This is a genomic window from Photobacterium sp. 270122K (assembly GCF_059941365.1).
In genome coordinates, this window is the sequence record NZ_JBPOEN010000007.1 from 1 (window position 1) to 25,585 (window position 25,585).

Annotated in this window: 21 protein-coding genes; 12 read left to right on the forward strand and 9 right to left on the reverse strand. The window is 52.8% G+C overall.

Annotated elements, in window-relative coordinates; translation table 11 throughout:
* Window positions 1-678 precede the first annotated feature (678 nt).
* The 3 genes from ACSF8W_RS13290 (at window position 679) to ACSF8W_RS13300 (ending at window position 2,672) form a co-directional block, all read left to right on the forward strand.
* Window positions 679-984 carry a hypothetical protein gene (locus ACSF8W_RS13290; protein WP_500847805.1) on the forward strand — a complete coding sequence of 102 codons (306 nt, stop codon included), beginning with the start codon at window positions 679-681 and terminating at the stop codon, window positions 982-984.
* Between the two features lie 99 nt (window positions 985-1,083).
* The gene (locus ACSF8W_RS13295; protein ID WP_500847806.1) at window positions 1,084-2,283 is read left to right on the forward strand and encodes a multidrug effflux MFS transporter; all 1,200 of its coding nucleotides are present in this window, start codon (window positions 1,084-1,086) and stop codon (window positions 2,281-2,283) included.
* A gap of 38 nt (window positions 2,284-2,321) precedes the next feature.
* On the forward strand, window positions 2,322-2,672 hold the full coding sequence (locus ACSF8W_RS13300; RefSeq protein ID WP_500847807.1) for a DUF2799 domain-containing protein: 351 nt from the start codon (window positions 2,322-2,324) through the stop codon (window positions 2,670-2,672).
* Window positions 2,673-2,749: 77 nt separating this feature from the next.
* On the opposite strand, the gene dapD is transcribed toward ACSF8W_RS13300, so the two are convergent.
* Both dapD and ACSF8W_RS13310 read right to left on the reverse strand, forming a co-directional pair.
* The gene (gene dapD / locus ACSF8W_RS13305; RefSeq protein WP_500847808.1) at window positions 2,750-3,781 is read right to left on the reverse strand and encodes a 2,3,4,5-tetrahydropyridine-2,6-dicarboxylate N-succinyltransferase; all 1,032 of its coding nucleotides are present in this window, start codon (window positions 3,779-3,781) and stop codon (window positions 2,750-2,752) included.
* Window positions 3,782-4,031: 250 nt separating this feature from the next.
* A complete protein-coding gene (locus tag ACSF8W_RS13310; protein WP_500847809.1) occupies window positions 4,032-4,343 on the reverse strand; it encodes a YebG family protein in 312 nt (103 codons plus the stop codon).
* An 82-nt stretch (window positions 4,344-4,425) separates the two neighbouring features.
* Here ACSF8W_RS13310 and ACSF8W_RS13315 point away from each other — a divergent pair, with 82 nt between their 5' ends.
* On the forward strand, window positions 4,426-5,112 hold the full coding sequence (locus ACSF8W_RS13315) for a DNA-3-methyladenine glycosylase I (protein WP_500847810.1): 687 nt from the start codon (window positions 4,426-4,428) through the stop codon (window positions 5,110-5,112).
* Between the two features lie 19 nt (window positions 5,113-5,131).
* On the opposite strand, the gene ACSF8W_RS13320 is transcribed toward ACSF8W_RS13315, so the two are convergent.
* Complete coding sequence (locus ACSF8W_RS13320; RefSeq protein WP_500848015.1) at window positions 5,132-6,019, reverse strand: LysR substrate-binding domain-containing protein; 888 nt, start codon at window positions 6,017-6,019, stop codon at window positions 5,132-5,134.
* A gap of 137 nt (window positions 6,020-6,156) precedes the next feature.
* Between ACSF8W_RS13320 and ACSF8W_RS13325 the strand changes: the two genes are divergently transcribed.
* The 4 genes from ACSF8W_RS13325 (at window position 6,157) to recD (ending at window position 17,030) form a co-directional block, all read left to right on the forward strand.
* Entirely contained in the window at window positions 6,157-7,143 is a 987-nt protein-coding gene (locus ACSF8W_RS13325; protein ID WP_500847811.1) for a TDT family transporter, read from the forward strand.
* 272 nt (window positions 7,144-7,415) lie between these two features.
* The gene (gene recC, locus ACSF8W_RS13330; protein ID WP_500847812.1) at window positions 7,416-10,892 is read left to right on the forward strand and encodes an exodeoxyribonuclease V subunit gamma; all 3,477 of its coding nucleotides are present in this window, start codon (window positions 7,416-7,418) and stop codon (window positions 10,890-10,892) included.
* A gap of 383 nt (window positions 10,893-11,275) precedes the next feature.
* The gene (gene recB, locus ACSF8W_RS13335; protein ID WP_500847813.1) at window positions 11,276-14,911 is read left to right on the forward strand and encodes an exodeoxyribonuclease V subunit beta; all 3,636 of its coding nucleotides are present in this window, start codon (window positions 11,276-11,278) and stop codon (window positions 14,909-14,911) included.
* Complete coding sequence (recD, locus tag ACSF8W_RS13340; protein ID WP_500847814.1) at window positions 14,904-17,030, forward strand: exodeoxyribonuclease V subunit alpha; 2,127 nt, start codon at window positions 14,904-14,906, stop codon at window positions 17,028-17,030. Before recB ends, recD begins: the two co-directional genes overlap by 8 nt.
* 131 nt (window positions 17,031-17,161) lie before the next feature.
* On the opposite strand, the gene ACSF8W_RS13345 is transcribed toward recD, so the two are convergent.
* The 3 genes from ACSF8W_RS13345 to argA all read right to left on the reverse strand — a co-directional run bounded on the left by ACSF8W_RS13345 (window position 17,162) and on the right by argA (window position 19,276).
* Window positions 17,162-17,704 carry a disulfide bond formation protein B gene (locus tag ACSF8W_RS13345; RefSeq protein ID WP_500847815.1) on the reverse strand — a complete coding sequence of 181 codons (543 nt, stop codon included), beginning with the start codon at window positions 17,702-17,704 and terminating at the stop codon, window positions 17,162-17,164.
* 8 nt (window positions 17,705-17,712) lie between these two features.
* The gene (locus ACSF8W_RS13350; protein WP_500847816.1) at window positions 17,713-17,868 is read right to left on the reverse strand and encodes a DUF5993 family protein; all 156 of its coding nucleotides are present in this window, start codon (window positions 17,866-17,868) and stop codon (window positions 17,713-17,715) included.
* 82 nt (window positions 17,869-17,950) lie between these two features.
* Window positions 17,951-19,276 (reverse strand): amino-acid N-acetyltransferase, encoded by a 1,326-nt coding sequence (gene argA, locus ACSF8W_RS13355; RefSeq protein ID WP_500847817.1) that lies wholly within the window; start codon window positions 19,274-19,276, stop codon window positions 17,951-17,953.
* A gap of 176 nt (window positions 19,277-19,452) precedes the next feature.
* Between argA and ACSF8W_RS13360 the strand changes: the two genes are divergently transcribed.
* On the forward strand, window positions 19,453-19,896 hold the full coding sequence (locus ACSF8W_RS13360) for a DUF2850 domain-containing protein (RefSeq protein ID WP_500847818.1): 444 nt from the start codon (window positions 19,453-19,455) through the stop codon (window positions 19,894-19,896).
* 15 nt (window positions 19,897-19,911) lie between these two features.
* Here ACSF8W_RS13360 and ACSF8W_RS13365 read toward each other — a convergent pair whose 3' ends face one another.
* On the reverse strand, window positions 19,912-20,130 hold the full coding sequence (locus ACSF8W_RS13365; RefSeq protein ID WP_500847819.1) for a hypothetical protein: 219 nt from the start codon (window positions 20,128-20,130) through the stop codon (window positions 19,912-19,914).
* Window positions 20,131-20,380: 250 nt separating this feature from the next.
* On the opposite strand from ACSF8W_RS13365, the gene mltA reads away from it, so the two are divergent.
* On the forward strand, window positions 20,381-21,463 hold the full coding sequence (mltA, locus tag ACSF8W_RS13370) for a murein transglycosylase A (protein WP_500847820.1): 1,083 nt from the start codon (window positions 20,381-20,383) through the stop codon (window positions 21,461-21,463).
* A gap of 115 nt (window positions 21,464-21,578) precedes the next feature.
* Window positions 21,579-22,391: a tRNA cyclic N6-threonylcarbamoyladenosine(37) synthase TcdA gene (tcdA, locus tag ACSF8W_RS13375; protein WP_428479517.1), complete on the forward strand. Its 813-nt coding sequence runs from the start codon at window positions 21,579-21,581 to the stop codon at window positions 22,389-22,391.
* A 114-nt stretch (window positions 22,392-22,505) separates the two neighbouring features.
* Here the strand turns inward: tcdA and csdE are convergent, their stop codons facing one another.
* A complete protein-coding gene (gene csdE, locus ACSF8W_RS13380) occupies window positions 22,506-22,937 on the reverse strand; it encodes a cysteine desulfurase sulfur acceptor subunit CsdE (protein ID WP_500847821.1) in 432 nt (143 codons plus the stop codon).
* Between the two features lie 8 nt (window positions 22,938-22,945).
* On the reverse strand, window positions 22,946-24,166 hold the full coding sequence (csdA, locus tag ACSF8W_RS13385; protein ID WP_500847822.1) for a cysteine desulfurase CsdA: 1,221 nt from the start codon (window positions 24,164-24,166) through the stop codon (window positions 22,946-22,948).
* Window positions 24,167-24,609: 443 nt separating this feature from the next.
* Here csdA and ACSF8W_RS13390 point away from each other — a divergent pair, with 443 nt between their 5' ends.
* Window positions 24,610-25,584 carry a transcriptional regulator GcvA gene (locus tag ACSF8W_RS13390; RefSeq protein WP_500847823.1) on the forward strand — a complete coding sequence of 325 codons (975 nt, stop codon included), beginning with the start codon at window positions 24,610-24,612 and terminating at the stop codon, window positions 25,582-25,584.
* The last annotated feature ends 1 nt before the right edge of the window (window position 25,585 follow it).

Below are 25,585 nucleotides of genomic sequence, written 5' to 3' on the forward strand. Positions count from 1 at the left end.
ATCTGCAGTTTGTTTGAATCCTGAGTAGAGTGGTAGTTCAGTTGGTTAGCTTCTTTACCTTGAGGGCCGCGGCCAGTCACGCCGGGGGACGCGTTGTTCTCAAGGTTGATAGAAAGTCCCGTCCGCTCCGCCACTTATACTAAGCCCAAGTCGAAAGACTTGGGCTTTTTTACGTCTATGGCTTGTCAAAAATGCCCACAGCTACGTCGGCTATTTTGAAATTAGCCCACTAGTCCCTGCAATAGCCGCCTTGCTATGCACATTTTTCCCTGCGCAATATCTTCAACACTATAGCTAGTTGAGTTGAGCGGCAGTTCAGTTGGTTAGCCTCTTTACCTTGACGGTAGCGGCCAGTCACGCCGGGGGACGCGCTGATGTTCGGTATGGCGAGTCCCAGCCGCTTCGCCACTTATATCAAGCCCCCTTTTTTATTTAAGGTAGAGTAGGAGAGACTTGGGCTTTTTTACGTCTATAGCTTGTCAAAAAATGCCCATCGCCACGTTGGCCATCTTGAAATTAGCCCACAAGTTCCTGCAATAGCCGCCTTGCTATGAACATATTTCCTTTCCTATCCCTCTGACATATCACATTACAATACGGGGATGAATTCTACCGTGCCGTACTTGTCACGCAGTCTGTGGTGTGAGAGGGTGAAGAAAATAAAAACGAGGATAACTCATGACATTTTTCTTTGAACGTACGGAAACCGCCCAAGACATTCGTATCGTCTTAAAGCCCCACTCGTTGTACATCATGCTAGGTATGATCGCCGTGTGGTTGTTGAATGATTTGGTGCTGCAATCAGCCCCTGTTTCACAACTGCTGATGCCGGTCTTTATTGTGTTTATGGTCGTGCGTTTCTTTGCGTTGGTAAAAGTGCAAAAAGAAGTCCTAGTAGCCATGAAAAAAGGGCAAGTCGCGACCTCGGGCAGTAAATTTTCCTTCACCAATCCCTTCACTTACACCCTGACCAAATCCATCTGATATTACGTCCTGCTGGGACGTAATATAGTGATACCGCGCTGCTAATTCTTGTTCCTAATAACATGCATAATATATACCCAAGCATAATAAGGATGAAGAATGGCGGCGTTTAACTGGAAACCCCTTTTATTAGCGTGTTTGATTGTCAGCATCGGGCAATTGAGTTTGGGGTTAGTGTTTCCCTCCCTGCCGTGGATCGCAGCCGATCTCCACCTCACCACAGAGCAAGTGCAACTGTTGGTTTCGGGCTATTTACTGGGTTTTGGTCCCTCACAACTGGTCTATGGCCCCCTCTCTGATGTTTTTGGTCGTCGTCCGGTATTGCTGGTCGGGTTGCTGATCGCCGCGGCGGGATTAGTCCTTGCCGTCACGAAGGCTGATACCTTTACCTGGTTATTGATCGGACGGGTTGTCCAAGGGATTGGCGCGGGCAGTGTGGCCGTGTTGGCTCGGGCATCGATCCGTGACAGTTACCAAAGCCATGATCTGGTGAAAGCGATGACGTGGGTGGCCATTGTGGCGGCCTTTACGCCGATTGTCGCTCCGGTAATCGGTGGCTTTGTTAATCACTACGCCGGTTGGTTAGCGGTCTTTATGCTGCTGCTGGGCTACATCGTCATGGTATGGTTGGTGTTGCTGCTGTTATTTAAAGAGACCTTATCTACCACGTCGCGCCCCCGCTCCGTGGGCCAGTTAATGAAAAGCTATATCACGCTGATGCAGGAAAGCCATTTCTTGTCGTTTGCCGGTATTGGTTGGATTAATTTCGCCTTGGTCGTGCTCTCCATTTCCTTGATGCCCTTCATCATGCAGGTGCAAATCGGTTTGTCTTCCGAGCAATACGCTTTGTGGGCCATGGTGCCAGCTTGTGGCTTGTTGTGTGGCGGCCTGATTTGTCAGCGGTTGCGTCCTCGGTTAGGTACGCAGCGCATGTTGATGTTGGCGCCATTGCTGCATTTTGTAGCGGGTGCTGTATTGATTGCCGCGCCGCTTGAGCCTATTTGGATGAGTAGCGGCCATTTTTTGTTAGCGATGGCGAACGGGATCGCGTTTCCGTGTGCGCAGTCGTTATTGCTGGTGCCATACAGTGACAAAGCTGGCACGGTGGCGGCATTGTCGGGGGCGTGTCAGATGGTATTTGCCTCTTTACTCAGTAACGTTTTGTTGAAGATGGGGATTAGCCAAGCTTGGCACTTAGGCGGAGTGATGGTATTAGGCGCAGGGATTGGCGTCTTATTGGCTTTCCTCGGCACACACAGTGAAAGTGGTCGACGTGCGGTGGCGACCTTGAACGGATAATCCCATACTTAAGCCATATCTTCTGTGGAGGAAACGCAATGGCTAAGTGGGTTAAGCAGGTGTTCATCGTCGGTATTATCATGGGATGGGTCGGTTTGCTTGCCGCTTGTGCCAGCCCCTACGAAACCCAATTAGCGAAAGAAAAAGCATGGGAAAAGCTAGGAAGCTACCATGGTGAACAAGGGTATCGAGAATTAAATCAAAAGGATCTGCTCAAGCAGGGGGCATGGGGCGACATTGATTATGAAGAGTACCGAGCGGGGTATTTGCAGGGGCGGTTTGAATACTGCAAAGGCAAACGTGATATCACGGTGCGGATCAATCCGGCGTATCCCGATGAGTGTGAGGATTCACCCTCCCAGTATGGATTAGTTGAACGCGGTTACTGATAGCGTAAAGAAAGAACAAAAGAAAAAGGCTGCCCAGTGAAGGCAGCCTTTTGCGTTAGGTTATTTGACGCGCAGTATTAGTTATTGCTGTGCAGTTCGCTGTTTAGCTCAACGGCCGCTTTGTTCGTCAGGCATTCAATCACGCCTGTCATTGAGTTGCGACGGAATAGCAGATCCGGCTTACCCGCCAAGTCACGTGCTTTTGCAAAGCCCGCTTCTTGACCGTTGTTATCCAGTAGACGCACTTTAGAACCCGCCGTCACATACAGGCCTGATTCAATCGTACAACGGTCACCCATTGGGAAGCCAAGGCCCGCATTCGCGCCTAGTAGGCTGTTTTCACCGATAGACACCACGACTTTACCGCCGCCAGACAGGGTACCCATGATAGAGGCACCGCCACCGATGTCAGAGCCATTACCCACAACCACACCCGCAGAAATACGGCCTTCAACCATGCTCACGCCAGTGGTACCCGCGTTGAAGTTGATGAAACCTTCGTGCATCACGGTGGTGCCTTCGCCCACGTGTGCGCCCAAACGTACACGCGAGGTATCCGCAATACGTACGCCGGTAGGGACAATGTAGTCCACCATTTTCGGGAACTTGTCGACACAATCGACGGTCAGTGTTTCACCGTTCAGGCGCGCTTCGATTTGACGATCTGCCAGCTCAGGCAGGTCGATAGCGCCTTGGTTAGTCCATGCAATGTTGTGCAGTAGACCGAAGATGCCATCCAGTACCACACCGTGTGGTTGAACAAGACGGTGCGAGATCAGTTGAAGCTTTAGGAAGCCTTCAGCGACAGATGCAGGTGCTTCGTCAGTTGCCAGAATTACCACCACCAATGGTTGTGCAGACTGTGCTGCTTTCTCTGCAAATTGTGCGCTTTTTTCTTCGTCTGCAGCACGGAAGGCGGCAGCCAAATCGGCACACTGTGCAGGTGTCACTTCCAGTGCTTGGTTACCTTCTTTGTAATCAACAACAGCAGCAATGGCGTTCACAAGCGCATCTGATGGATTCAGAATCGGTGTAGGGAAGAAAGCTTCGATGATTTTGTTGTCGCGGTTTTTGGTCGCGGTACCCAGGGCAAGTGAAAAGCTGGCCATTATTGATCGTTCTCCATAATTAAAATAAGTAAGCACTGTCCGGCCATTCCTGCCAGATCCTGATGCGGAGGGCTTACCTTTAGTCGATTGCTAGTAAACCATCATAATGACAGTTGGCGGGATATTGAAGGCTTTCACGAATGTTCCGTAAAAAATGACTCAATTCTTTCGCTATTAGGAGAGAGGCTGGACGACAGACACAAAAAAACCTCCCGTAGGAGGTTATTCTCACCGTGAAGCGATGGGCAGATTATGCCGCGTCATCTTCTTCATCTTCGATGTCGTCAGCATCCTCTGCGACAGCAGTCGGTTTCGTTACTTTTTTCTTTGGTGCTTTTTTCGCACCCAGTGCCACTAGCACTTCTTCACGATTTTGCGCAAGGAACATAGACAGTTCTTCACGCTTGGCTTCATCTTCGAACAGATCGCTCTCTTCCAGTAAAACGAACAGCTCGTCAGCCATATCCAGCATTTTGTCGTAGGCGTCGGCTTCGGACTTAGAGGTGAAAGTCATCTTTTCTTCTCCGTTGCGCTCAACCACATATTTGACGATAACAGCCATGGTCACCCTCTCCGAAATTGATTAACTGGCTGTTTATACAGTAGCATAACAGGCCATGTCCAGTGATAAGCGTGTTAATGTGATGGCAAGAGAAAGATTTGCACAAATTTATACCCGTGCCGCTGACCGTAAAGGGGGCGAAGCGGCGTTGGAAGCGATGCTGGTGTCACCGCTGTCGCGTGAAGAATTAGCGGCGATCGGCGATGACCGCTGGCTGGCGGCGTTCAGTCAGAAGGTGTTCCAGTCGGGGATCAGCTGGCAGGTGGTACGAAACAAGTGGCCGAACTTTGAACATGTCTTCTTTGGTTTTGATATCGAGAAGATGCTGTTGATCCCGGATGATATGTGGGAGCGCAAAGCCTCGGATCCGAGCATTATTCGCCATCTCGCCAAAGTGATGACCATTCCCGCTAACGCGCAGATGATCCACGATGCGGCGCGCCAGCACGGCAGTTTTGCCCAATGTGTCGCAGACTGGCCGTCGAACGACATTGTTGGATTGTGGCGCTATCTGAAAAAACGCGGTGCGCGCTTAGGCGGAAATACCGGCCCTTATACCTTGCGCGTGATGGGCAAAGACACCTTTATTTTGAGCCAAGACACCGAAAGCTATCTGCGCCAATGCGGGATCATCGATGGAGGGCGCGATACGCAAAAATCCCTCAAGGCGACGCAAGACGCGTTCAATGCGTGGCAGGAAGAATCTGGCCGTCCCTTGTGCCAGATCAGCCAGATCATCGCGTTCAGTTGTGGGGATAATCGTCTCTGATCTTCCAGCAATGGCCGGATCAGTGGTCCTGCCATTGTTGGCAAAAGGCGATAAACAGTTTCAGCAACGGGCTCTGGTACTTTTCTTTGTGGAACAGTAACCAATATTGACGGTGCATATCCAGCGGCGGCGCGAGGATCACCACGCGCTGATCTTTCACCGCATGTTCCACTGCTCGCCGCGACAGGCAGGTGATCCCTAGATTGGCCGCCGTACAGTTGATGATCGCTTCCGTGTTGTTCAGCTCAAACGCTTGCTGCCAATGTGCCAGCCTTGGTGCGAGTTTCTGCAAGAAAAACTCCCGCGTACCGGAACCCGGTTCGCGCAAGATCCACTGGCTGTTTTCTAAATCTTGTAAGCGTAAGTGGGGGAGCGTAGCCAGTGGGTGATCCGGATGGCATGCGATCACCATTTCATCGCTTAGCCATGGCTGTACCGCCAGATTCTCTTCCTGCACCTTGCCTTCGACTAACCCGATGTCCAATTCAAATTCCGCCAGCATATGGCAGATCTGTGCGGTATTGGCGATATACAGAGATTGATCGCGGTGGCCGGAGGATTCTCGAAAATCACGCAGCAGAAAAGGGGTGACTTGATTGCCGACCGTGTCACTGGATCCGATTTTTAATTTACCGGTGATAGGGCCTTCTTGGCTGAACAGTTGCTCGATGTCCTGACTGCGCGCCAGAAGCTCATCGGCCAGCGGCAATAAGCGCTTGCCTTGTTCATTGATGATCAGGCGATTGTTGTTGCGATCAAACAGTTTTTGGCCCAATTGTTTTTCCAGCTCAGACAGCGCCATGCTGACGGCGGGCTTGGACAGAAACAGCTTTTCGGCGGCAGCTGTGATCGTAAGCTCTTGAGCAACGGTGACAAACACATTGAGTTGGCGCAGTGCGATATTCATGAGGTGAACTTGTTCAGAAATACTTAACTTACCTTTCAATATATTCAATTATCCTAAAACCTGCAATGCAGGTAAACTTGCTCTATTGGTATTTAACAGCGACGGTATGCAAAGGCAGCCGGGGTTGGAGTCGTAATATGATCCGAGCAGCGAAGAACAAAGTATTGGGTGCCCCTACGCCAATGGCGGGGTTAGCACTGGGCATTGCCAGCCTAGGCTGGTGTTGGGAAAATGCCGCGGATCTGCACGGGATGGGGCAGTTAACCGGTGCGGTGATCGCCAGCGTTTTATTGATGGTGTTGTTGGTGAAGTTTCTTTGCCACCCGCAATCGTTGTGGAATGACTTAAGTCACCCTGTGGTTGGCAGTGTCGTCCCAACGTTTGCCATGGCGACCATGGTGGTATCAAAAGCACTTGGCCTTTACTTCCCTGTTGCGGGTCAAGCCCTATGGCTGTTTGCTGTGGCGTTGCACCTGATCTTTTTGGGGCTGTTTGCTTACCACCGTGCCCGTGATTTTGAATTGCACCATATGGTACCAAGCTGGTTTGTCCCACCGATTGGCATTATCGTGGCGGATGTGGCATTCCCGGGGGGCGCATTGCGTCCGTTAGCCGAAGCTCTACAACTGTTTGGTATGGGCATTTACGCGGTGATGTTGCCGGTGATGATTTACCGTTTGATTTTCAGCCATGAAATTCCTGATGCAGCCAAACCAACGATTGCGATCATGGCGGCGCCTGCCAGCTTGTCATTGGCCGGCTACCTCACTGTGACCACCACGCCGTCACCGGTTGTGATTGCACTGTTGGCGGGTATTGCGGTACTGATGACGTTCGTGATTTATGTGGCCTTCTTCCGCTTGCTTCGCTTGACCTTCAGTCCGGGTTACGCGGCTTTCACTTTCCCTATGGTGATCGGTGCCACGGCGTTGTTTAAAGTGGCAGCATGGATGGGTACGCAAGGTTATGCCGCCGAGTACATCCACCAAGTGTCTACACTGGCGCACCTTGAGTTGTATGTGGCGACAGCGGTGGTTGGGTATGTGGCACTCCGTTACTTGGCCTTTTACCGTCCTGTTTCGCGTGCGTGCCGTGCGGTGTTATCGCCTTCTGCACACGCATAAGTTTGATGCTAAGCATCGAATACCAGACTCCTTTTTGAACGGTTCCCAGATGGGGTTCCGGACGGGCTCTCTTAGAGAGCCCGTTTTTTTATCTGTTTTATTCGGCGCTTTTCATGGGCATTTTTCATGCGGTTTTTGTCTATGCTTTCTCCGTTTTACCCATGAAAACAGCGCAACCGCACAGGGGTAAATATGCGAGCGAGATTGCATTTGCAGGTGCACGGGAGATAGGCGAGAATCATAAGACTTTCCCCTGCTGCTGAGGCACTTGAGTGTTTACTGTTTATCATTCCAACCAACTGGATTTGTTAAAATCTCTCCTTGTGGAGCTGATCCGCCTTGAACCGTTAGCGAATCCTTTTGAGCACGAGCAGATCCTGGTACAGAGCCCCGGTATGTCCCAGTGGCTAAAAATGGAATTGGCGAAGTCGTTTGGCGTGGCCGCGAATCTCACCTTTCCCCTGCCAGCGACCTTTATCTGGACCATGTTTACCGACGTGCTCAGCGATGTGCCTGAGCGCAGTGCGTTTAACAAAGAATCCATGACATGGAAATTGATGCAGGTGCTGCCAACGCAGTTGGATCAAGACAGCTTTGAGCCGCTTAAGCGCTACCTTGACGATGACCGTGATGATCTCAAGCTGTATCAGCTCGCGGAAAAAATTGCCGATATCTTTGACCAATACTTGGTGTATCGCCCCGAGTGGATCCAGCAGTGGGAAGCCGGTGAAACGGTCGAAGAATTGGGTGATGAGCACCCGTGGCAGCCTGTGCTATGGCAAGCCTTGTACGATCACACGCTTGCATTAGGGCAATCGCCGTATCACCGTGCCAACCTGTACGAACATTTCATCGACACCCTCAATAACTACGCCGAAACCGGCACCTTGCCCGCCAACTTACCCAAGCGTTTGTTTGTGTTTGGCATCTCCTCGTTACCGCCCCGTTACTTAGATGCATTGGCCGCGATGGGCCAGCACATTGATGTCCATTTGATGTTCACCAACCCGTGCCGTTACTACTGGGGGGATATTCGCGACCGTAAACATTTGGCCCGTTTGGCGGCTAAGCAGCGGATCCGCCTGCGTACCTTGGAAAGCGGTACCTTGAACAGCGACACCTTGCTCGATGAAGCAAGTGGCGGGGACTATATCGGTCAGCTTAAATACATGGATGAAAGCCATTACGATGCCGACATGCATAATCAGGTGGTGGGGAACAGCCTGTTAGCCTCGATGGGCAAACTGGGGCGCGATAACCTGTATTTGCTGTCTGACATGCAGATCAATGAAGTGGACGCCGGTTTTGTCGATATCGAACCGGATTCTTTATTGCACGCGATTCAGGCCGATATTCTGAATTTGGCGGATCGCCAGAACGACGCGATCCTCGATAACAGCCAGCATAAATTCCCCATTGCTCATGATGACCGCTCGCTTTCCGTGCATGCCTGTCACAGCCCGATGCGTGAAGTGGAAGTGCTGCACGATAAGCTATTGGCGATGTTTGAAGCCGATGCCAGCCTGAAACCGCGCGATGTGATTGTGATGGTGGCGGACATTAATGCCTATAGTCCGGCGATTCAGGCCGTATTTGGTAATGCGCCGGGTCAACGTTATATCCCCTTCTCGATTTCTGACCGTACCGCCGAGCAAGAAAACCCGATCCTATTGGCGTTCTTGCGTCTGCTGGCGTTACCGGAAAGCCGCTGTCATGCCTCGGAATTACTGGAACTGCTCGAAGTGCCCGCCGTAATGCGCAAGTTTGGCTTTGACAGTGACAGCTTTGAAAAAATCAAACGTTGGATTGAAGACGCCGGTGTGCGTTGGGGGCTGGATGAACGCACGGCCAGCCAGTTTGATCTGCCCGAGCAGCAGCAGAATACTTGGCTGTTCGGTATTCAGCGCATGTTGCTGGGCTATGCTATGCCACACGATGCCGGTTTGTTTGAAGGCATCTCGTCTTACGATCAGGTTCAGGGGCTTGATGCCGAACTGGCCGGTCAGTTAGCCGGTTTCATTGATCGGCTGGTCGCATACCGTGAGGTGCTTGCCGAGCCGCACTCCGTTACCGAATGGACTGCGCAGTTGACGATGCTGTTGGATGATTTCTTACAGGTCGAGCTGGAAGGCGAGTTGGTGCTGAAATCGATCCGTGATTTGCTGCACCGCCTGCAAGAGCAACTGGCCGATGCCGGTTTTCATGCTGAGATCACGCCTGCTGTGATCAATCAGTATGTGAAAGATAAGCTCTCCGGCGAACGCGTCAGCCAGCGTTTTCTGGCCGGGCAGGTGAACTTCTGTACCTTGATGCCGATGCGTTCCATTCCGTTCCGCGTGGTGTGTTTGCTGGGGATGAATGACGGGGCTTACCCGCGTAATATTGCGCCGGAAGGGTTCGATTTAATGAACGGCCGCACCCGTGCCGGTGACCGTTCCCGTCGCGATGATGACCGCTATCTGTTCTTGGAAGCGATCCAATCGGCACAAGAAATTCTCTACATCAGCTTTGTGGGACGATCGATTCAGGATAACGCCGAGCGTGTGCCGTCGGTCTTGGTCAGCGAGCTGGTGGAATATTGCCAGCAGGGCTATTGCCGAGAGGGCGATGAAGCCTTGCCTGTCGATCAGTCAGGCGACAACCTGAAAACGCAGTTGATCCAGCATCATCCGTTAGTGCCGTTTAGCCCGAACGCATTCATGGGCGAAGAGGCCAGCTTTGCGGCTGAATGGCTACCCGCCGCCTGTCGTAGCGGCAACGCCAGCCAAGCGTTTCAAATCACAGCACTGCCTGCCGATACGCAAGATGACGGTCCGCAACGGGTGCTTGATCTGGCGGAATTGCAACGTTTCTGGCGTCTGCCTGTGCGCTACTTCTTCAACCGTCGCTTAAAAGTGTTCTTTGAACCGCCGCAAGGGGTGATGGAAGACGACGAGCCGTTCGTCTTAAATGGCTTAGAAAGCTACCAACTGCGCGACACGCTGCTGACGCTTCTGCTGGAAGCGCGTCGCACGCAAGCCGATGAAAATAAGGTTTATCAGGACTTTGCCAATGAGCAAAAAGCCGCGGGGCAGTTGCCGATTGCCGCGTTTGGTGAGCTGGACTTGGCGGTTACACGGGCGGAAGTGCTGACATTAGTGGATGCCATTACGCCGTATACTCAGCACCTACAGGACGATCACGAAGTGGATTTGACCTTCATCGTCGAGGGGCAAACCGTACAGTTACAAGGGTGGTTGAAGCAGCGTTATCAGGGCGGTTTAGTGCGCTATCGCAGCGGCAAAATTCGTCCGCAAGATCATCTGACCGCATGGTTGGATCACCTGTGCTTGGCGGCGGCGGGGAAAGGGCAAGAAACGCACCTGATTGGCACGGACACCCACCTTAAATTGGGGAACGTTGAAGCGGCGCAAGCCCGCGCGTATTTGCAAGAGGTGATTGAACTGTATGTTGACGGTCTGAACCAACCCTTAGCCTATTTCCCGAGAACGGCGAAAGCGGGCATCACGGCTTGTATTGGCCGAGATGGCAAGTGGAAAGATGACGAAGACACACGCGAGAAGGCGTTGGGGAAAATGGCGGACAGTTTTAACGACAGCTATTTGTTCCCCGGAGAAGGCAGCGATACCTACATTGCCCGCGTGTGGCCGCAGTGGAATGACGAACTGGCACAAGCGGCGTCGCAATTGGCCGGACGGGTATTGCAGGCTGCGATACTGGGTAGCGACGTTGTCGACGATGATGCGTAATGTCGATGCGTGAGGCGTTTGTCAGGGAGAGTGATAGCAAGGAGTAGCGTGGTCGTCAGCAAATCATTGTTAGTTGTAGGGTGTCTGCTGTACGACCACCGGTGCAGAGGTAGACCACGTTTCGTGCGGCGATACTAACCAATGCCATGGGGGTAAACCGTGAGAAAGTTCTCACTCTCGGCCCACTACGCCGTCCTTGCGGACGTTTAGAGTCAAACTAAGTGTTTGATCACACAGGTGCTGTGATCGCCATCACTGCCTCGAACTGCGATAAACGGCGTTATCCATTCAACGGGTAACGCCATATAAGAATACGATAGCGCTCCTGTGGCATGAACCGAGGAGACGCGTTTGAATACCATCATTCATTGGAAAGACACGCCATGGATAACGTGAACGTTGCCAACACATTACAACCGATGACCTTTCCGTTGCACGGGGCACGTTTGATTGAAGCCTCGGCCGGTACCGGTAAAACCTTTACCATCGCCAGCTTGTATTTACGCTTGCTGCTCGGCCATGGCAATGACGCCTCCCGGCACGCCCAAGAGCTGACGGTAGAGCAGATCTTGGTGGTGACCTTTACCGAGGCCGCCACGGCAGAATTGCGCGATCGTATTCGCGCGCGGATCCATGACGCTCGCTTGGCGTTCAGCCGTGGCGTGAGCCACGATCCGGTGATTGCGCCGTTGCTGGTGGAAATTTCCGACCATAAAGCGGCGGCAGCGATTTTGTTGAATGCCGAACGCCAGATGGATGAAGCGGCGATTTATACCATTCACGGTTTCTGTCAGCGGATGCTGACGCAAAATGCCTTTGAATCCGGCAGCCGTTTCAACAATGAATTCATTACCGATGAAGCCCCGCTCAAGCAGTTGGTGGTCGCGGACTATTGGCGTCGCAACTTTTATCACTTGCCGCACGCGCTGGCCAGTGAAGTGCGTCAAATCTGGGCCTCGCCCGCCGCGTTATTGAAAGACATCGGTAACAGCTTAACCGGTGCGCCCGTCACCTTGTCCGTGCAACCGTTGAGTGAGTCGTTGGAGCAGCTGCACACCAGCAACATGGCACGCATTGATGCCTTTAAAGCACTTTGGTGTGAACATGACGGGGATTTGGAAGCGCTGATCGCCAACTCAGGTGTCAATAAACGCAGCTACACCAAAAAGAGTTTACCGGCGTGGCTGGCCGAGGTCCGTCAATGGGCGGCGCAGCCGACCGTGGATTACGCTTTGCCGGATAAATTGGAGCGTTTCCATCAGCAGGTCTTGATTGAGAAAACCCCGAAAGGGGAGCCGCCAACACATGCGGTGTTTGAGGCGGTGGCTGATTTGCTGGATAACCCTGCGAACTTGCGTGATCCGCTGATCGCCCATGCGATTGAAGTGTGCCGTGCATTGCTGGTGGAGGCCAAAGCGCGTAAAGGCTGGCTCTCGTTTGATGATTTGCTGACCCAGTTGTCGGCCGCCATCGATAATGATCAGGATGGCCTGCTAACCAGTCGGATCCGCAGTCAGTATCCGGTCGCGATGATCGATGAGTTCCAGGATACCGATCCGCTGCAATACAGCATTTTCAGCCAGATTTACCATCAGCATCCCGAATGTGGTTTGTTCATGATCGGGGATCCCAAACAGGCGATTTACGCTTTCCGTGGCGCTGACATTTTTACTTATATTCAGGCGCGCCGTCAGGTGACGGATCATTACACGCTGGATACCAACTGGCGTTCAACGGCTGACATGGTCGCCTCGGTGAACACGATTTTTGCCGAGCCGGACAGCCCGTTTATTTACGATCAAGACATTACCTTTTTGTCGGTCAACCACAGCCCGAAAGCGGCGGATCGCCATTGGTTTCTTGACCAAGGACGTCAGCCTGCGTTGACGTTCTGGCTGCAAGAGGCCGAGCCGGGTAAGCCCGTGACCAAAGGCAGTTACCAAGATGCAATGGCTACCGCGACGGCGGCACAGATCCAGCATATCTTGACCTCGTCACAGCAAGGCGAGGCGTGCTTTGCCGATAACAATCAGCACCACGCCATTGAGGCGGGCAACATTGCCGTGTTGGTGCGGACCGGTAGCGAAGGCAAGCTGATCAAAAATGCACTGGCGGAGCAAGGCATTGCCAGCGTGTATCTGTCTAACCGTGACAGTGTGTTTTCCAGCGCGGAAGCGGCTGATGTGCAGCGTTTGTTGCAAGCGGTACTGACGCCGGAAGACGATCGTGCATTGCGCGCGGCACTGGCGTCCAGCCTGTTTGCGTTAACGGCGGTGGAGCTGGACTCGCTCAATAACAGCGAGTTGGAATGGGAAGCGGCCATCAACAGCTTTAAAGGATTCCGCAAGCAATGGCAGTCACGGGGCGTGATGCCGATGCTGCGCAGTGTGATGGCGCAACACCAAATTGCAGAGCGTTTGCTGGCGGATGACGGCGGCGAACGTCGCCTGACGGACTTGCTGCACATCGGTGAATTGCTGCAAGCCGCCAGTCAGACCCTCGACAGCGACTACGGGTTGTTGCGTTGGCTGGCAGAAAACATGGCCGAACCCAATGGCAATGCGGACGACCAAATAGTGCGTTTGGAATCAGAACGTAACTTGGTGCAAATCGTCACCATTCACAAGTCTAAGGGCTTGGAGTATGACGTGGTGTTTATGCCTTTTGTGTGTAGCTACCGTGAGGTCGACAGCAGAGGGGAAGTGAAGTATCACGATGACACCTCGCACAAAACAGTCTTGGATATCGCCAAACACAGTGACGCCATTGAAAAGGCCGACAAAGAGCGTTTGGCGGAAGATTTACGTTTGATCTATGTGGCCCTGACCCGTGCCGTTTACGGCTGTTACGTTGGCATGGCGCCGGTACGCAATGGCCGTAGCACTAAAGAGCCGACGGGTTTGCACCGCTCGGCGATGGGACACTTGGTCCAAAACGGTGAAGCGGTCGGTGTGGCGGGGTTAGAGCTGGCCTTGGCCAAATTGGCCGATGGCCCGGCCAGTATTGCCGTGGTCACGCCGCCAGAAAAACCGGCCTTGCCGTGGCAACCGATTGAAGAGGCGAGTGTCACCTTGTTGCCGCAGCCGTTTACCGCGTCATTAGAGCGTAACTGGTGGATGACCAGTTATTCGAGCTTGGTGAAACAGGGGCATCAAGCCCATCATGACAGCAGCTTGGATCTGCCGGGGTTTGATATTGATTCGGTGGCCGATGTGACGGTGAAAGCGGCGGAGGAAGCCGCGACGACCACCGGTGATGCGGCCGAAGAGCTGGACGATCTGACGCCTGCGCGTTCCATTTACACCTTCCCGCGCGGGGCAAGGCCGGGCACCTTCTTGCATACCGTATTTGAAGAGATTGAATTTACCGCGCCCGTCGACAGCCCGGAAACGGTCGCGACCCTGACTGGCCTGCTAGAGCGCGAGCAGTACGATCTGGAATGGCTGCCGGTCTTGCAGCAGTTGATCCATGATGTGTTGCAGTGCCCGTTGGACGGGGATGCGTTGCGCTTGGCCGAGAAAACGGCATCACAGCGGTTAACGGAAATGGAGTTTTTATTGCCGATTGAATTGTTGCAGTCAGCCATGCTCAACAAAGTGATCGCCAAACACGATGAGGTGTCGGCACGCGCGGGCGAGCTGGGCTTTGCTACTGTCAGCGGTATGCTAAAAGGCTTTATTGACTTGGTGTTTGAGCATCAAGGGAAATACTACGTACTGGATTGGAAATCCAACCATCTGGGGGATGATGCCAGTGCATACCACGGTGAGGCGTTGGTCGAGGCGATGCGCGATCACCGTTATGATTTGCAGTACCAGATCTATGCGTTGGCCTTGCAGCGATTCTTGCGCAGCCGGATCCCGGATTATGATTATGACCGTCATTTTGGTGGGGTGTATTACTTGTTTTTACGTGGCATCGAAGCGGGCCGTGACAGCGGTATTTTTGCCGCCCGTCCGAGTGCGGCACTGCTGGCCGATTTAGACCGTTTGATTGATGGAGAGCCGCTGGATGCTTAAGCGATTAGAAAGCCTGACCCAGCAAGGGATACTGCGCCAGCTGGATTACCAGTTTGCCAAATTTATCGCTCTGCATAGCCCTGAAGCCGCGCCATTGGCGGGATTCATGGCGGCATTGCTCAGCCATGAACTGGGGAAAGGCCACGTTTGTCTGCCGCTAGAGCGTCTGACTGCGCCTTCTTCGTCTGGTCCGTTATCGTTGTTCGGGCTCTCGTCTTCCGCATCGCTGACCTTGCTGGCTGAACTGCCTGCCCCTGAAACGTGGGGGCGTGAGCTGGCCACTTTGCCCGTGGTGACAGACATGACGGGTAAAGGCGTGCAGGATAAACCGGCTGCCACCCCGTTGGTGCTGCAAGATGGGCGTTTGTATCTGCACCGGTACTGGGCCTTTGAGCAGTTAATCGCGAACAAATTGAAAGCCGCGGCGCAGCCGACGCAGGCTGAATTTGGCAAAATGTCTGTGATGCTGGATACCTTATTCCCACGCACTTACACCTACCTGATGCAATCGCTCATGCAGCTGCGTCAGGCCGATGTGAACGACGGACAAGCGATTGATACCCCTGCGCGTCGTCAGCAAGAAGTGTGTGATAAGTTGGATGTGGCGCATCCGGAACAACTGGATTGGTCTGCGATTGATGCGGTATTGACGGCGGCTGATCGGGTCGATGGCCTGAACGCATTGGATACCTTGGTACCGATGGCGGCTTGTTTAAACTGGCAGAAAGTGGCTGCGGCCGTGGCGATCACCCGTCAGTTTGCGGTGATCTCTGGCGGGCCGGGTACCGGTAAAACCACCACGGTGGCCAAGCTGTTGGCGGCATTGGTGATGCAAGCCGATGACCGCGAACCCACTGGCGATGATGTTGCTACACCGACCATCAAGCTGGTGGCGCCGACCGGTAAAGCGGCTGCACGATTGACTGAATCCATCGGCTCCGCGATTCAATCGTTGCCAGTGTCGCCGTCCGTGCGTGAGCGGATCCCGACCCAATCCAGTACCTTGCACCGCTTATTGGGCTCGGTGCCGAATCAGGTGGGGTTCCGTCATCACAAAGATAACCCGCTGCACTTGGATGTTTTGGTGATCGATGAAGCCTCGATGGTGGATTTGCCCATGATGGCCCGTGTATTGGACGCCTTACCGCCGCACGCTAAATTGATTTTATTGGGTGACCGTGATCAGTTGGCGTCGGTAGAAGCCGGTGCGGTGTTGGGGGACATCTGTGCGTTTTCCCATCAGGGGTACAGTGTGGTGCAGGCGCAGCAATTGAGCCAGTTAACCGGTTATCAATTGCAGGCGCAAACCGTGTCAGATGTGCCATTAAGCCCGATTGCCGACAGTTTGTGTATGCTGCAAAAAAGCTACCGTTTCCATGCGCAATCGGGGATTGGTCAGCTGGCGAAAGCCATCAATGCCGGTCGCCCGTCGCAGGTGGAAGCGGTATGTCAGCATGGCTATAAAGACATTCAGCATTACCCGCTCAGTGCCGACAGTTATCAGCGCATGATCAGCATGACGGTGATGTTCTACCGCCACTACTTGGATTTGATTGAGCAGCAGGCTGAACCGAAAGCGGTGCTGGATGCTTTTGCGTCTGTGCGTTTGTTGTGTGCGTTGCGCGAAGGGGATTTCGGCGTGACGGGCTTGAACCAACGTATCGAAAGAGAGTTAGTGCGTGCCGGTAAGATCAGCCAAACCGATGATACCTGGTATGTGGGGCGACCGGTCATGATCACCCGAAACGATCACGGCTTAGGGCTGTATAACGGGGACATTGGTATTGCGATGATGGATGCCACCACGCCGGACACGCCGACGTTGCGGGTGTATTTTGATATGCCTGATGGCACCATTCGTAGCGTGCTGCCGAGCCGTTTACCGGAGCATGACACCGTGTATGCGATGACGATCCACAAATCACAGGGATCGGAATTCAGTGACACGCTCATGGTGTTGCCAGCCGATTTTAATCCGATCCTGACCCGAGAGTTGGTGTATACCGGCGTGACCCGTGCCAAAGCCCGCCTGTATCTGTTTGCGCAGCCAGAGGTGAATCAGCGTGCGGTGCGGTTACGCACGGAACGCGCCAGTGGGCTGGCGGCGCTGTTGTGCTAACGGCTAACGCGTGCGAACGGGTCGCGCCGACCGCTCGGTGATAAAAATACGGTGATAAAAAGACATGTAATGAAAAAAACACCCGCTTTGTGCGGGTGTTTTCGTTATTTGTCCCTTTGTTTTTCCATTTGTCAGCGAGTAAACAACCAATAACTGACCGGATTATCTGGGCATTGATAAGGGCCGCATTCCACAAAGGTGATGATCACATTGAGCAAGACGGTGATCAGAGCAAACAGGCAGGCAGCACGACCCAGCCTGCTGAGGGTATGCTGCTTGTCATGCCATGCGGTATTCCACAGCACCAATAAGACTGCGACCCCAAAAATGGTGGCACCAAACAACACAAACGCCCACGTGTAATAATGCATGCCTAAAATAGGGCTGCCATAGCCTGGTGTACCGGGGATCACATGCAGCGATACTTGACGCAGTGAGGTGATAGCGCCGAATAATGCCCCCATGAGTATCACGCCATAATGCCGTTGTTGCGGACCGTGCAGCACATTCAGCATAAAGCCAAACATGACCATACCAAAGCCGATACGTTGCAATAAGCAGAGGGGGCAGGGAAGTTCGTCCCAAGCAAATTGTAAGATGAAGCCGATGAATAAGACGGCGGTGATCCCGAGCAGACCCAGAATGTTGAGTAAGGTGATTTGTTGGCTATTCATGCGCCCCCCTACAACAAGATCGACAAGGTGTCGGTGGCATGATGGCGAAACCAGTACAGCCCCAACACCATGGTCACGGCAAACACCGCATAGCTGGTGCGGGTATGGTGAAGGTAGACGCATAACATGGCAATAAACAGTAGGCAGAAGATCAGACTCATCATCGGTGGTTCACCCTCTATCATTCAATGCGAAGCATAACGTATTGAGTGTAGAGGGCGGGGCACCAACTGAGTGTATCAATGCTTAGAGTGTGGTAATTAAAATTTTTGAGCAACGTTGGAAGTTATACAGGGCTTTTTTCGTGACCGGCAGTTGTTCCACACTGCACTCGACAAAGCCTTGCTCACGGAACCAATGCAGGCTACGGGTGGTTAATACAAACAAGGATTTAAGACTTTTATCTTTGGCTTGCTGACGTAAATGGACCAACAATGCCGCCCCGCGATCGGAGTCTCGAAAATCGGGATGGACTGCGACACAGGCCATTTCGGCCATGCCTTCCTCCGGGAAGGGGTATAACGCCGCACAGCCAATGATCAGGCCGTCACGATCCACCACCGTGAATTGTTCGATTTCCTGTTCCAGTTGTTCGCGTGAACGACGGACCAAAATGCCTTCTTGTTCCAGTGGGCGGATCAGATCCAAAATCCCGCCGATATCGTTAATCGCGGCCTGACGGATCTGCTCGGCACTTTCCATCACCACCTGGGTACCGATACCGTCAAACGAGAACAACTCTTGGATCAACGCCCCGTCTTCTTTGTAGCTGATCAAATGGCTACGGGGCACGCCTGCGCGACAAGCGGTGATGGCCCCGCGCAGGAAGCGCCCGGTGCCACTGTCATCGGCTCGTTGGGCCACGAGATGTTCCAGTTCGCGTTCGGCTTCCCGTGGCAGCATTTCGGTGAAGACGTTGCCATCTTCGCTAAGCACCCCTTGCTCAGAACAAAAGCCAATGAGTTTATCGGCTTTGAGTTTGATCGCCAGTTGCGTCGCGATCTCTTCCGACGTCAGGTTAAAACATTCACCGGTAACGGAACTGGCTATCGGCCCGAGTAATACCACCGATTGTTGATCGAGTTGGCGATGGATCCCTTCGATATTGATCCGGCGGATTTTACCACTGTGGGCGTAATCGACGCCTTCGTCGACCCCAAGCGGTTGAGCAATGATAAAGTTGCCGCTGACCACATTCACTTGTGCGCCCGCCATCGGGGTGTTGTTCAGCCCCATTGAAAAACGGGCGGTGATGTCGAGTTGCACTTGACCCGCTGCTTGTTTGGCGAGCTCTAACGCGCGAGCATCCGTAACACGCACCCCTTTATGGTACGGCGTGGGGTAGCCAACTTGCTCGGTCAGCATCGAGATTTGCGGCCGCGCGCCGTAGACTAGCACAATGCGTAAGCCAAGGCTGTTGAGCAGGGCGATATCGTTCACGATATGCGGAAAATTATTGTGGGCAATGGCTTCGCCACCGAGCATGATCACAATGGTTTTACCAATGTGGGCATTTAAGTAGGGGGCGGATTGACGAAATCCTTTAACCAGAGCGGTACTTCTCAATTTCACCGTAGACTTCCTTGTAACTGTACGCGGTTGACAAAATAAGCAGAAAAAATCCATTTGCTCATTTATTTATCAATTATTATGCACTTTAAGTCAATAAAAATTCTATTTTCATTGGTGGTAATGGTGCGGTATTTTTGGACTGAAGATCGCGTTATGGCGCATCTGGGATGCATGTTGTGCGTGAAGGGCTTACCCTAGAGCTCTACATCGTTATGGGGTATGCCCCGACTATTGATGGCGACGTGATGACGAAGCAAAAAAGACGCACTAAAACACAGAGAACAGCCAGCTTACACCAAGTGCTGGGGTTGATCATACTGGCGGGTGGCATGGGACTGGCGGGGATGATGCAGCTCATGGAACGCTGGCAGCCTACGCCGCTGCCGATGTTATATGGTACGTGGGTCGAGCAAGACGTTGCGCCGTATCTGGCGGATCAGTTTGAATTACGCCCTGCCGGTGTGTTTGTGGGGGGGCGGCAAATCAATACCCAATATGTGTGGGATGGTAGTAAGCTGGAATACCGTTTGGGGGATGAACTCTATTCCTACCTTTTCTTATCCGGCCAATTGGTCCGTCAGCAACCTGCCCATTACACCTCTGCGTTTTCCCGTTTGTGAGTCACCTCGCGTGGCCTAGTTCAGGCTGCGCAGCAGTTGATTCACCGAGGCTTGGCGCAGTGCCACCTGACGCATCATATCTGCCGTATTGGCATTGCCCCCTAAACACCGCTGGATCACCGTATTGATCTGATGAGGGGAATTTCCCTCACTCGCTAAGCTGCGGATCCATTGGTATTCCAGTGAATTGATATTGAGTAAAGTATCTTTTCCGATTTTTAGTGGCTGATGCATGGGGCTTTCCTTTCGATAACGCAAAGTGACATTCCTGTTACGCTTTTATTAAATCGAATGTATGTGACATAAATATGACACACTGAGCATATTGTTGTCGCAGCATACGACAATCCCCACCTGACGCTGACATCACACGGTACTCAATCGCGGACAATCGAGCGGCACCAATTGTTATTAGGCTTCCTTCTGGGAGTTGGTTACACTGGTGCATATACCGTGTTTTTTCACTTACATACATAGGTTTCTTGTGTTTCGCAAAGCAACGATAGTTTTCTTTATTTTGGGGTTAGCCGGTTGTGCTAAACCGACCGATCGCGGTCAGCAATACCTGGATGGTCAGTTTGAACAGGTGCTCAATCCTGTGTCAGCGGTTCAGTCCGACGCGCCGCGTGATTTCAGTCAATTCAATGGTCAAATGGCGAAAGTGATTGAGCGTTCACCCTCGATGACCGCGAAATACCAAGCTTTATATCATCAGGTGGCGGATTGGGCTGCACACAGTGGCGATCCGAGTATGCTGGCCAATTACGGCATTGATGTGGCGCAAATGGGCGGCGGTGACGGCTACGGAAACGTTATGTTCACGGGCTACTTCTCGCCTGTGATTGAGTTGCGTCATGAGCCCGATGCCACGTATCGTTACCCGGTGTACGGCATGCCAACGTGTGACGGACAGTGCCCAAGCCGTGCCGAGATTTACGCCGGTGCCCTCAATGGGAAAGGGCTGGAATTAGGCTACAGTGCGTCCATGCTGGATGTGTTCATGATGGAAGTGCAGGGCAGCGGCTTTGTGCATTATGAAGACAACAATGAGCTGGAGTATTTTGCCTACAACGGTAAGAACGGCCACCGTTATGTCAGCATTGGCAAGGTGTTGATTGAGCGTGGTGAAGTGCCGCGTGAGAAAATGTCACTGCAAGCGATTGATGAGTGGGTGAGCCAGCAAGACGAAGCAACGGTGCGTGAACTGCTGGAGCAAAATCCCTCTTTTGTCTTCTTCAAGCCACAAGACAATTTGGATGTGATGGGGACCGCAGGGATCCCGTTACAGGCTTTCGCGTCTGTCGCGGCAGATCGTAAATACTTACCAATGGGTAGCGTGTTATTGGCGGAAGTGCCGCAGTTGGATGAGCAAGGCAAATGGAACGGTAAACATGTGCTGACCTTGTTGATGGCGCTGGATACTGGCGGTGCGGTGAAGAAAAACCACCTCGATTTGTACCACGGTATGGGCGCACAAGCCGGTATTGATGCGGGTCACTATAAGCACTTTGGCCGAGTCTGGAAATTGGATCTGGACGGGGTGAAAGCGGTGTCGCTAGCTAACTAATGTTAGCAGCCCCTTCGGGCGGTAGGGCCGCCGCCATCACTGGACAATCTTTAAAAGAGTGCGTATAAAACGCACTCTTTCTTTATGAATGTGTGAAATACAGCGCGGACGAACCATGCGAGAATTAGATACCCCAGCCTCAGACAGTTATAACCAGCGTTTTGGTGGCACCCGCCGCTTATACGGTAACAGTGAAGTCGACATCTACCGTGCCGCGCACGTGTGTGTGATTGGCATTGGTGGGGTCGGCTCGTGGGCCGCAGAAGCACTGGCCCGCTCTGGGATCGGTGAGCTGACGTTGATTGATATGGATGACGTGTGCGTCACCAATATTAACCGCCAAATCCACGCGATGACCGGCACGGTCGGCCAGAGCAAGATTGAAGTGATGGCTGAGCGCATCAAGCTGATCAACCCTGAGTGTCAGGTGAACTTGATTGATGATTTCATCACACCAGACAATATCCCGGGCTACATTGATCGCCGTTACGACTATATTCTGGATGCGATTGACAGCATGAAGCCGAAAGCGGCTCTGCTGGCGTATTGTAAGAGTAATAAGCTGAAAGTGATCACCACCGGTGGCGCGGGCGGTCAGACGGATCCTACCCAAATTCAGATCACTGATTTGACCAAAACGATTCAAGATCCGTTGGCGAAAAAACTGCGTGATACTTTGCGTCGTCACCATAATTTCCCGAAGAATCCGAAGCGTAAATTCGGCATCGATTGTGTGTTCTCAACGGAGCAGTTGAAGTACCCGCAGGCGGATGGATCGGTGTGTAACATGAAGGCGTCTGCGGAAGGGCCAAAGCGCATGGACTGTGCCAGTGGTTTCGGTGCGGCGACCATGGTGACAGCAACGTTTGGTTTTGTGGCGGTGTCCCGTATTTTGCAAAAGCTGATTGAAAAGCATTTACCGAAGTAATACGTGGCGATAACAGCCGGTCATAGCGAAAAGAAACAATAAAAAAGCGAACGCCTCGGCGTTCGCTTTTTTTATGGCTGTGCTTGGCCTTGTTGCTTGGCCTTGGGGAGCTCGCTACTCGGCGTCAGCCAGTGCTTTGATTTGCTCGACAATGGCTTTCAGGCCGTTGCCGCGTGACGGGCTCAGGTGCGCCATCAGGCCGAGGCTGTCAAAGTAGCCGTCAATATCAAAGGCGCGAATTTGCGCAGCGGTTTTACCGTCATAAGCGGCGAGCACCAAGGTGATCAGTCCACGGACAATACGGGCATCGGAATCGGCCGCGAAATGGAACACACCGTTGTCTTGCTGGTGGGCAAGCCATACCTGACTTTCACAACCGCTGACTTTCAGTGTGTCGAGTTTCAGGTCATCAGGCAGCGCAGGCAGTTGTTTACCTAGCTGGATCACGGTGCGATAGCGATCTTCCCAGCCATTGGCAGCGGCCATCTGGGCCACGATCATGTCGCAGGTCATGTCGCGACCAAAAGGGTGTGAGGGAAAGCTCATGGGATCTCCTAAAGCAGGCTACAGGCTTTTTGCAGGGCAGCAATAAAGCGTTCAACATCGTGTTCAGTATTGTACAGCGCCAGCGAGACACGCAGGGTACCGCTGACCGCCAGTGCATCCATCATCGGGTGTGCACAATGGTGGCCAGCACGTAGGGCGATCCCTTGCTGATCGAGCAGGGTCGCAATGTCTTGATGGTGAACCCCGTCCACCACAAACGAAAACAGGCTGGCGTGTGGTTGCAGGCCGATAATGCGCAGATCGTCGATATCTTGTATGCCCGCTAAGGCTTTATCGCGTAAACGCTGAATATGGCTTTCGGCACCCGCACGATCGAGCGATTGTAACCAGTCAATAGCGGCGGCTAACGCCAAACTGCCCGCCACATTGGGGGTGCCGGCTTCAAATTTGCCCGGCAGCGCGGCATACGTGGTGCCGTCAAAGCTGACTTTTTCCACCATCTTGCCACCACCGTGCCACGGGGGCATGGCGTCCAGTAGGGCTTGTTTGCCATACAGCACACCAATGCCGGCGGGCGCATAGATCTTATGGCCCGAGAACACATAGAAATCCGCATCCAAGGCTTGCACGTCGACCGACTCATGCGCCACCGCTTGGGCGCCATCAATCACGGTAATGGCACCGACATCGTGGGCGGCGTGGATCATCGCCTCAATCGGGTGGCGGGTGCCCGTGACGTTACTGGTGTGGGCCACTGCAACGATTTTTGTCTTTGGGCCGAGTAATTGGTAATACGCCTCGATATCCAAGGTGCAGTCGGCCAGCATCGGAATTTTTACCACGCGCGCACCGGTTTGCTCGGCGATCATCTGCCAAGGCACGATGTTGGCATGGTGTTCCATTTCACTCACCAAGATCTCATCGCCCGCTTGCAACGTATGGCGGGCGTAAGTGTTGGCGACAAGGTTCAAGGCTTCCGTCGCCCCGCGCGTCCAGATGATTTCTTTACTCGATGCAGCGTGCAAAAAATGCTGCACGGTCTCGCGTGCGCGCTCAAATTGGGCGGTTGCGGTTGCGGTGAGAGTATGACTGCCTCGATGGACATTGGCATTCTGCCCGCGGTAATACTGCGCGAGCGTGTCGATCACCACCGTGGGTTTCTGGGTGGTCGCCGCACTGTCGAGGTAGACCAGTGGCTGACCGTTACAGTCTTGTGCCAAGGCGGGAAATTGCTGGCGAATGCGGTTGATATCAAATAGGGCTGTCATGGTGAATCACGTTGCAAATAGACAAGGGGGGAGATCATGCGATTAAATCAGATTAAGGGCAAGTATTTCTCCGTCTTGCTATCATTTTATACCCTAGTGACGATAAGAGGCAGAATGGCGATGTTGCGCGTGACAAGGCGATCGTGACAGGGAAGGGTAAAAAAGGATAAAAAAAAAGCACTGCGTTGGGGCGCAGTGCTAAGAATAAATTTTGACAGACAGGTCAAAAATACAGGAAGTAAAAGTGGTAGATTGACTACCTATCCGGCACAACCCGGATAATATGCAAACACAACATCGCAACAATGTGTTAGACCAAAATGCCAGAGGGCTAAAAACTTGGCCTCCCTCACCGTTGCGAGGCAAATCATAGGGTTTATATGGCACTTGAACAATGGACAATTTATAATGTTTACCATAAAAAAAACTAATGCAGGATAGCCATGTCTAGACGTCTTCCACCACTCAACTCGCTAAAAGTGTTTGAGGCCGCAGCGCGCCACCTGAGTTTTACCCGCGCTGCGGAAGAATTATTTGTCACACAAGCGGCAGTCAGTCATCAAATTAAGGCGTTAGAAGAATTTTTAGGGCTGAAACTGTTTCGTCGTCGTAACCGTTCGTTGCTACTGACTGAAGAGGGACAAAGCTACTTCCTTGACATTAAAGACATCTTTTCGGCGATTGCGGAGGCCACTGACAGGGTCTTGGAGCGCGGGTCGAAAGGGGCATTAACCATTAGTTTACCTCCTAGTTTTGCCATTCAATGGTTAGTCCCGCGTTTGGCCGATTTCAATGAGCAACATCCGGATGTTGACGTGCGGATCAAAGCCGTGGATCTCGACGAAGGCTCCTTGACCGAAGACGTGGATGTGGCGATTTATTACGGCCGAGGTAACTGGCCAGGGTTACGTGCCGATAAACTGTACCAAGAATTTTTACTGCCAGTGTGTTCGCCAATGCTCTTGGCGGGGACGAAGCCGCTGAAAACCTTAGAGGATTTAAAGCTGCATACGTTGTTGCACGATACGTCCCGTAAAGAGTGGAAGAATTACATGCGCCAGCATGGTATTGAAGGCATGAATGTGAATCAGGGCCCGATTTTCAGTCACTCAACCATGGTGCTACAAGCAGCGGCGCACGGGCAAGGTATCGCCTTGGGTAACAATGTGCTGGCTCAGCCGGAACTGGACGCTGGCCGTTTGGTGTGTCCGTTTGATGAAGTGTTGATGAGCAAAAATGCTTTCTATGTGGTGTGTCAGGAGCGACAGGCGGAAACCGGCCGTATTCAAATCTTCCGTGATTGGGTGTTAGCCAAGGCGGCGCGTGAACAAGAAGATTTGCCGGATCTGGAAACCGGCGAAGGCAGCGATATCGGCATGGAGCCGATCGCAATAGACGGAAAGGGATCCCATGAGTGAG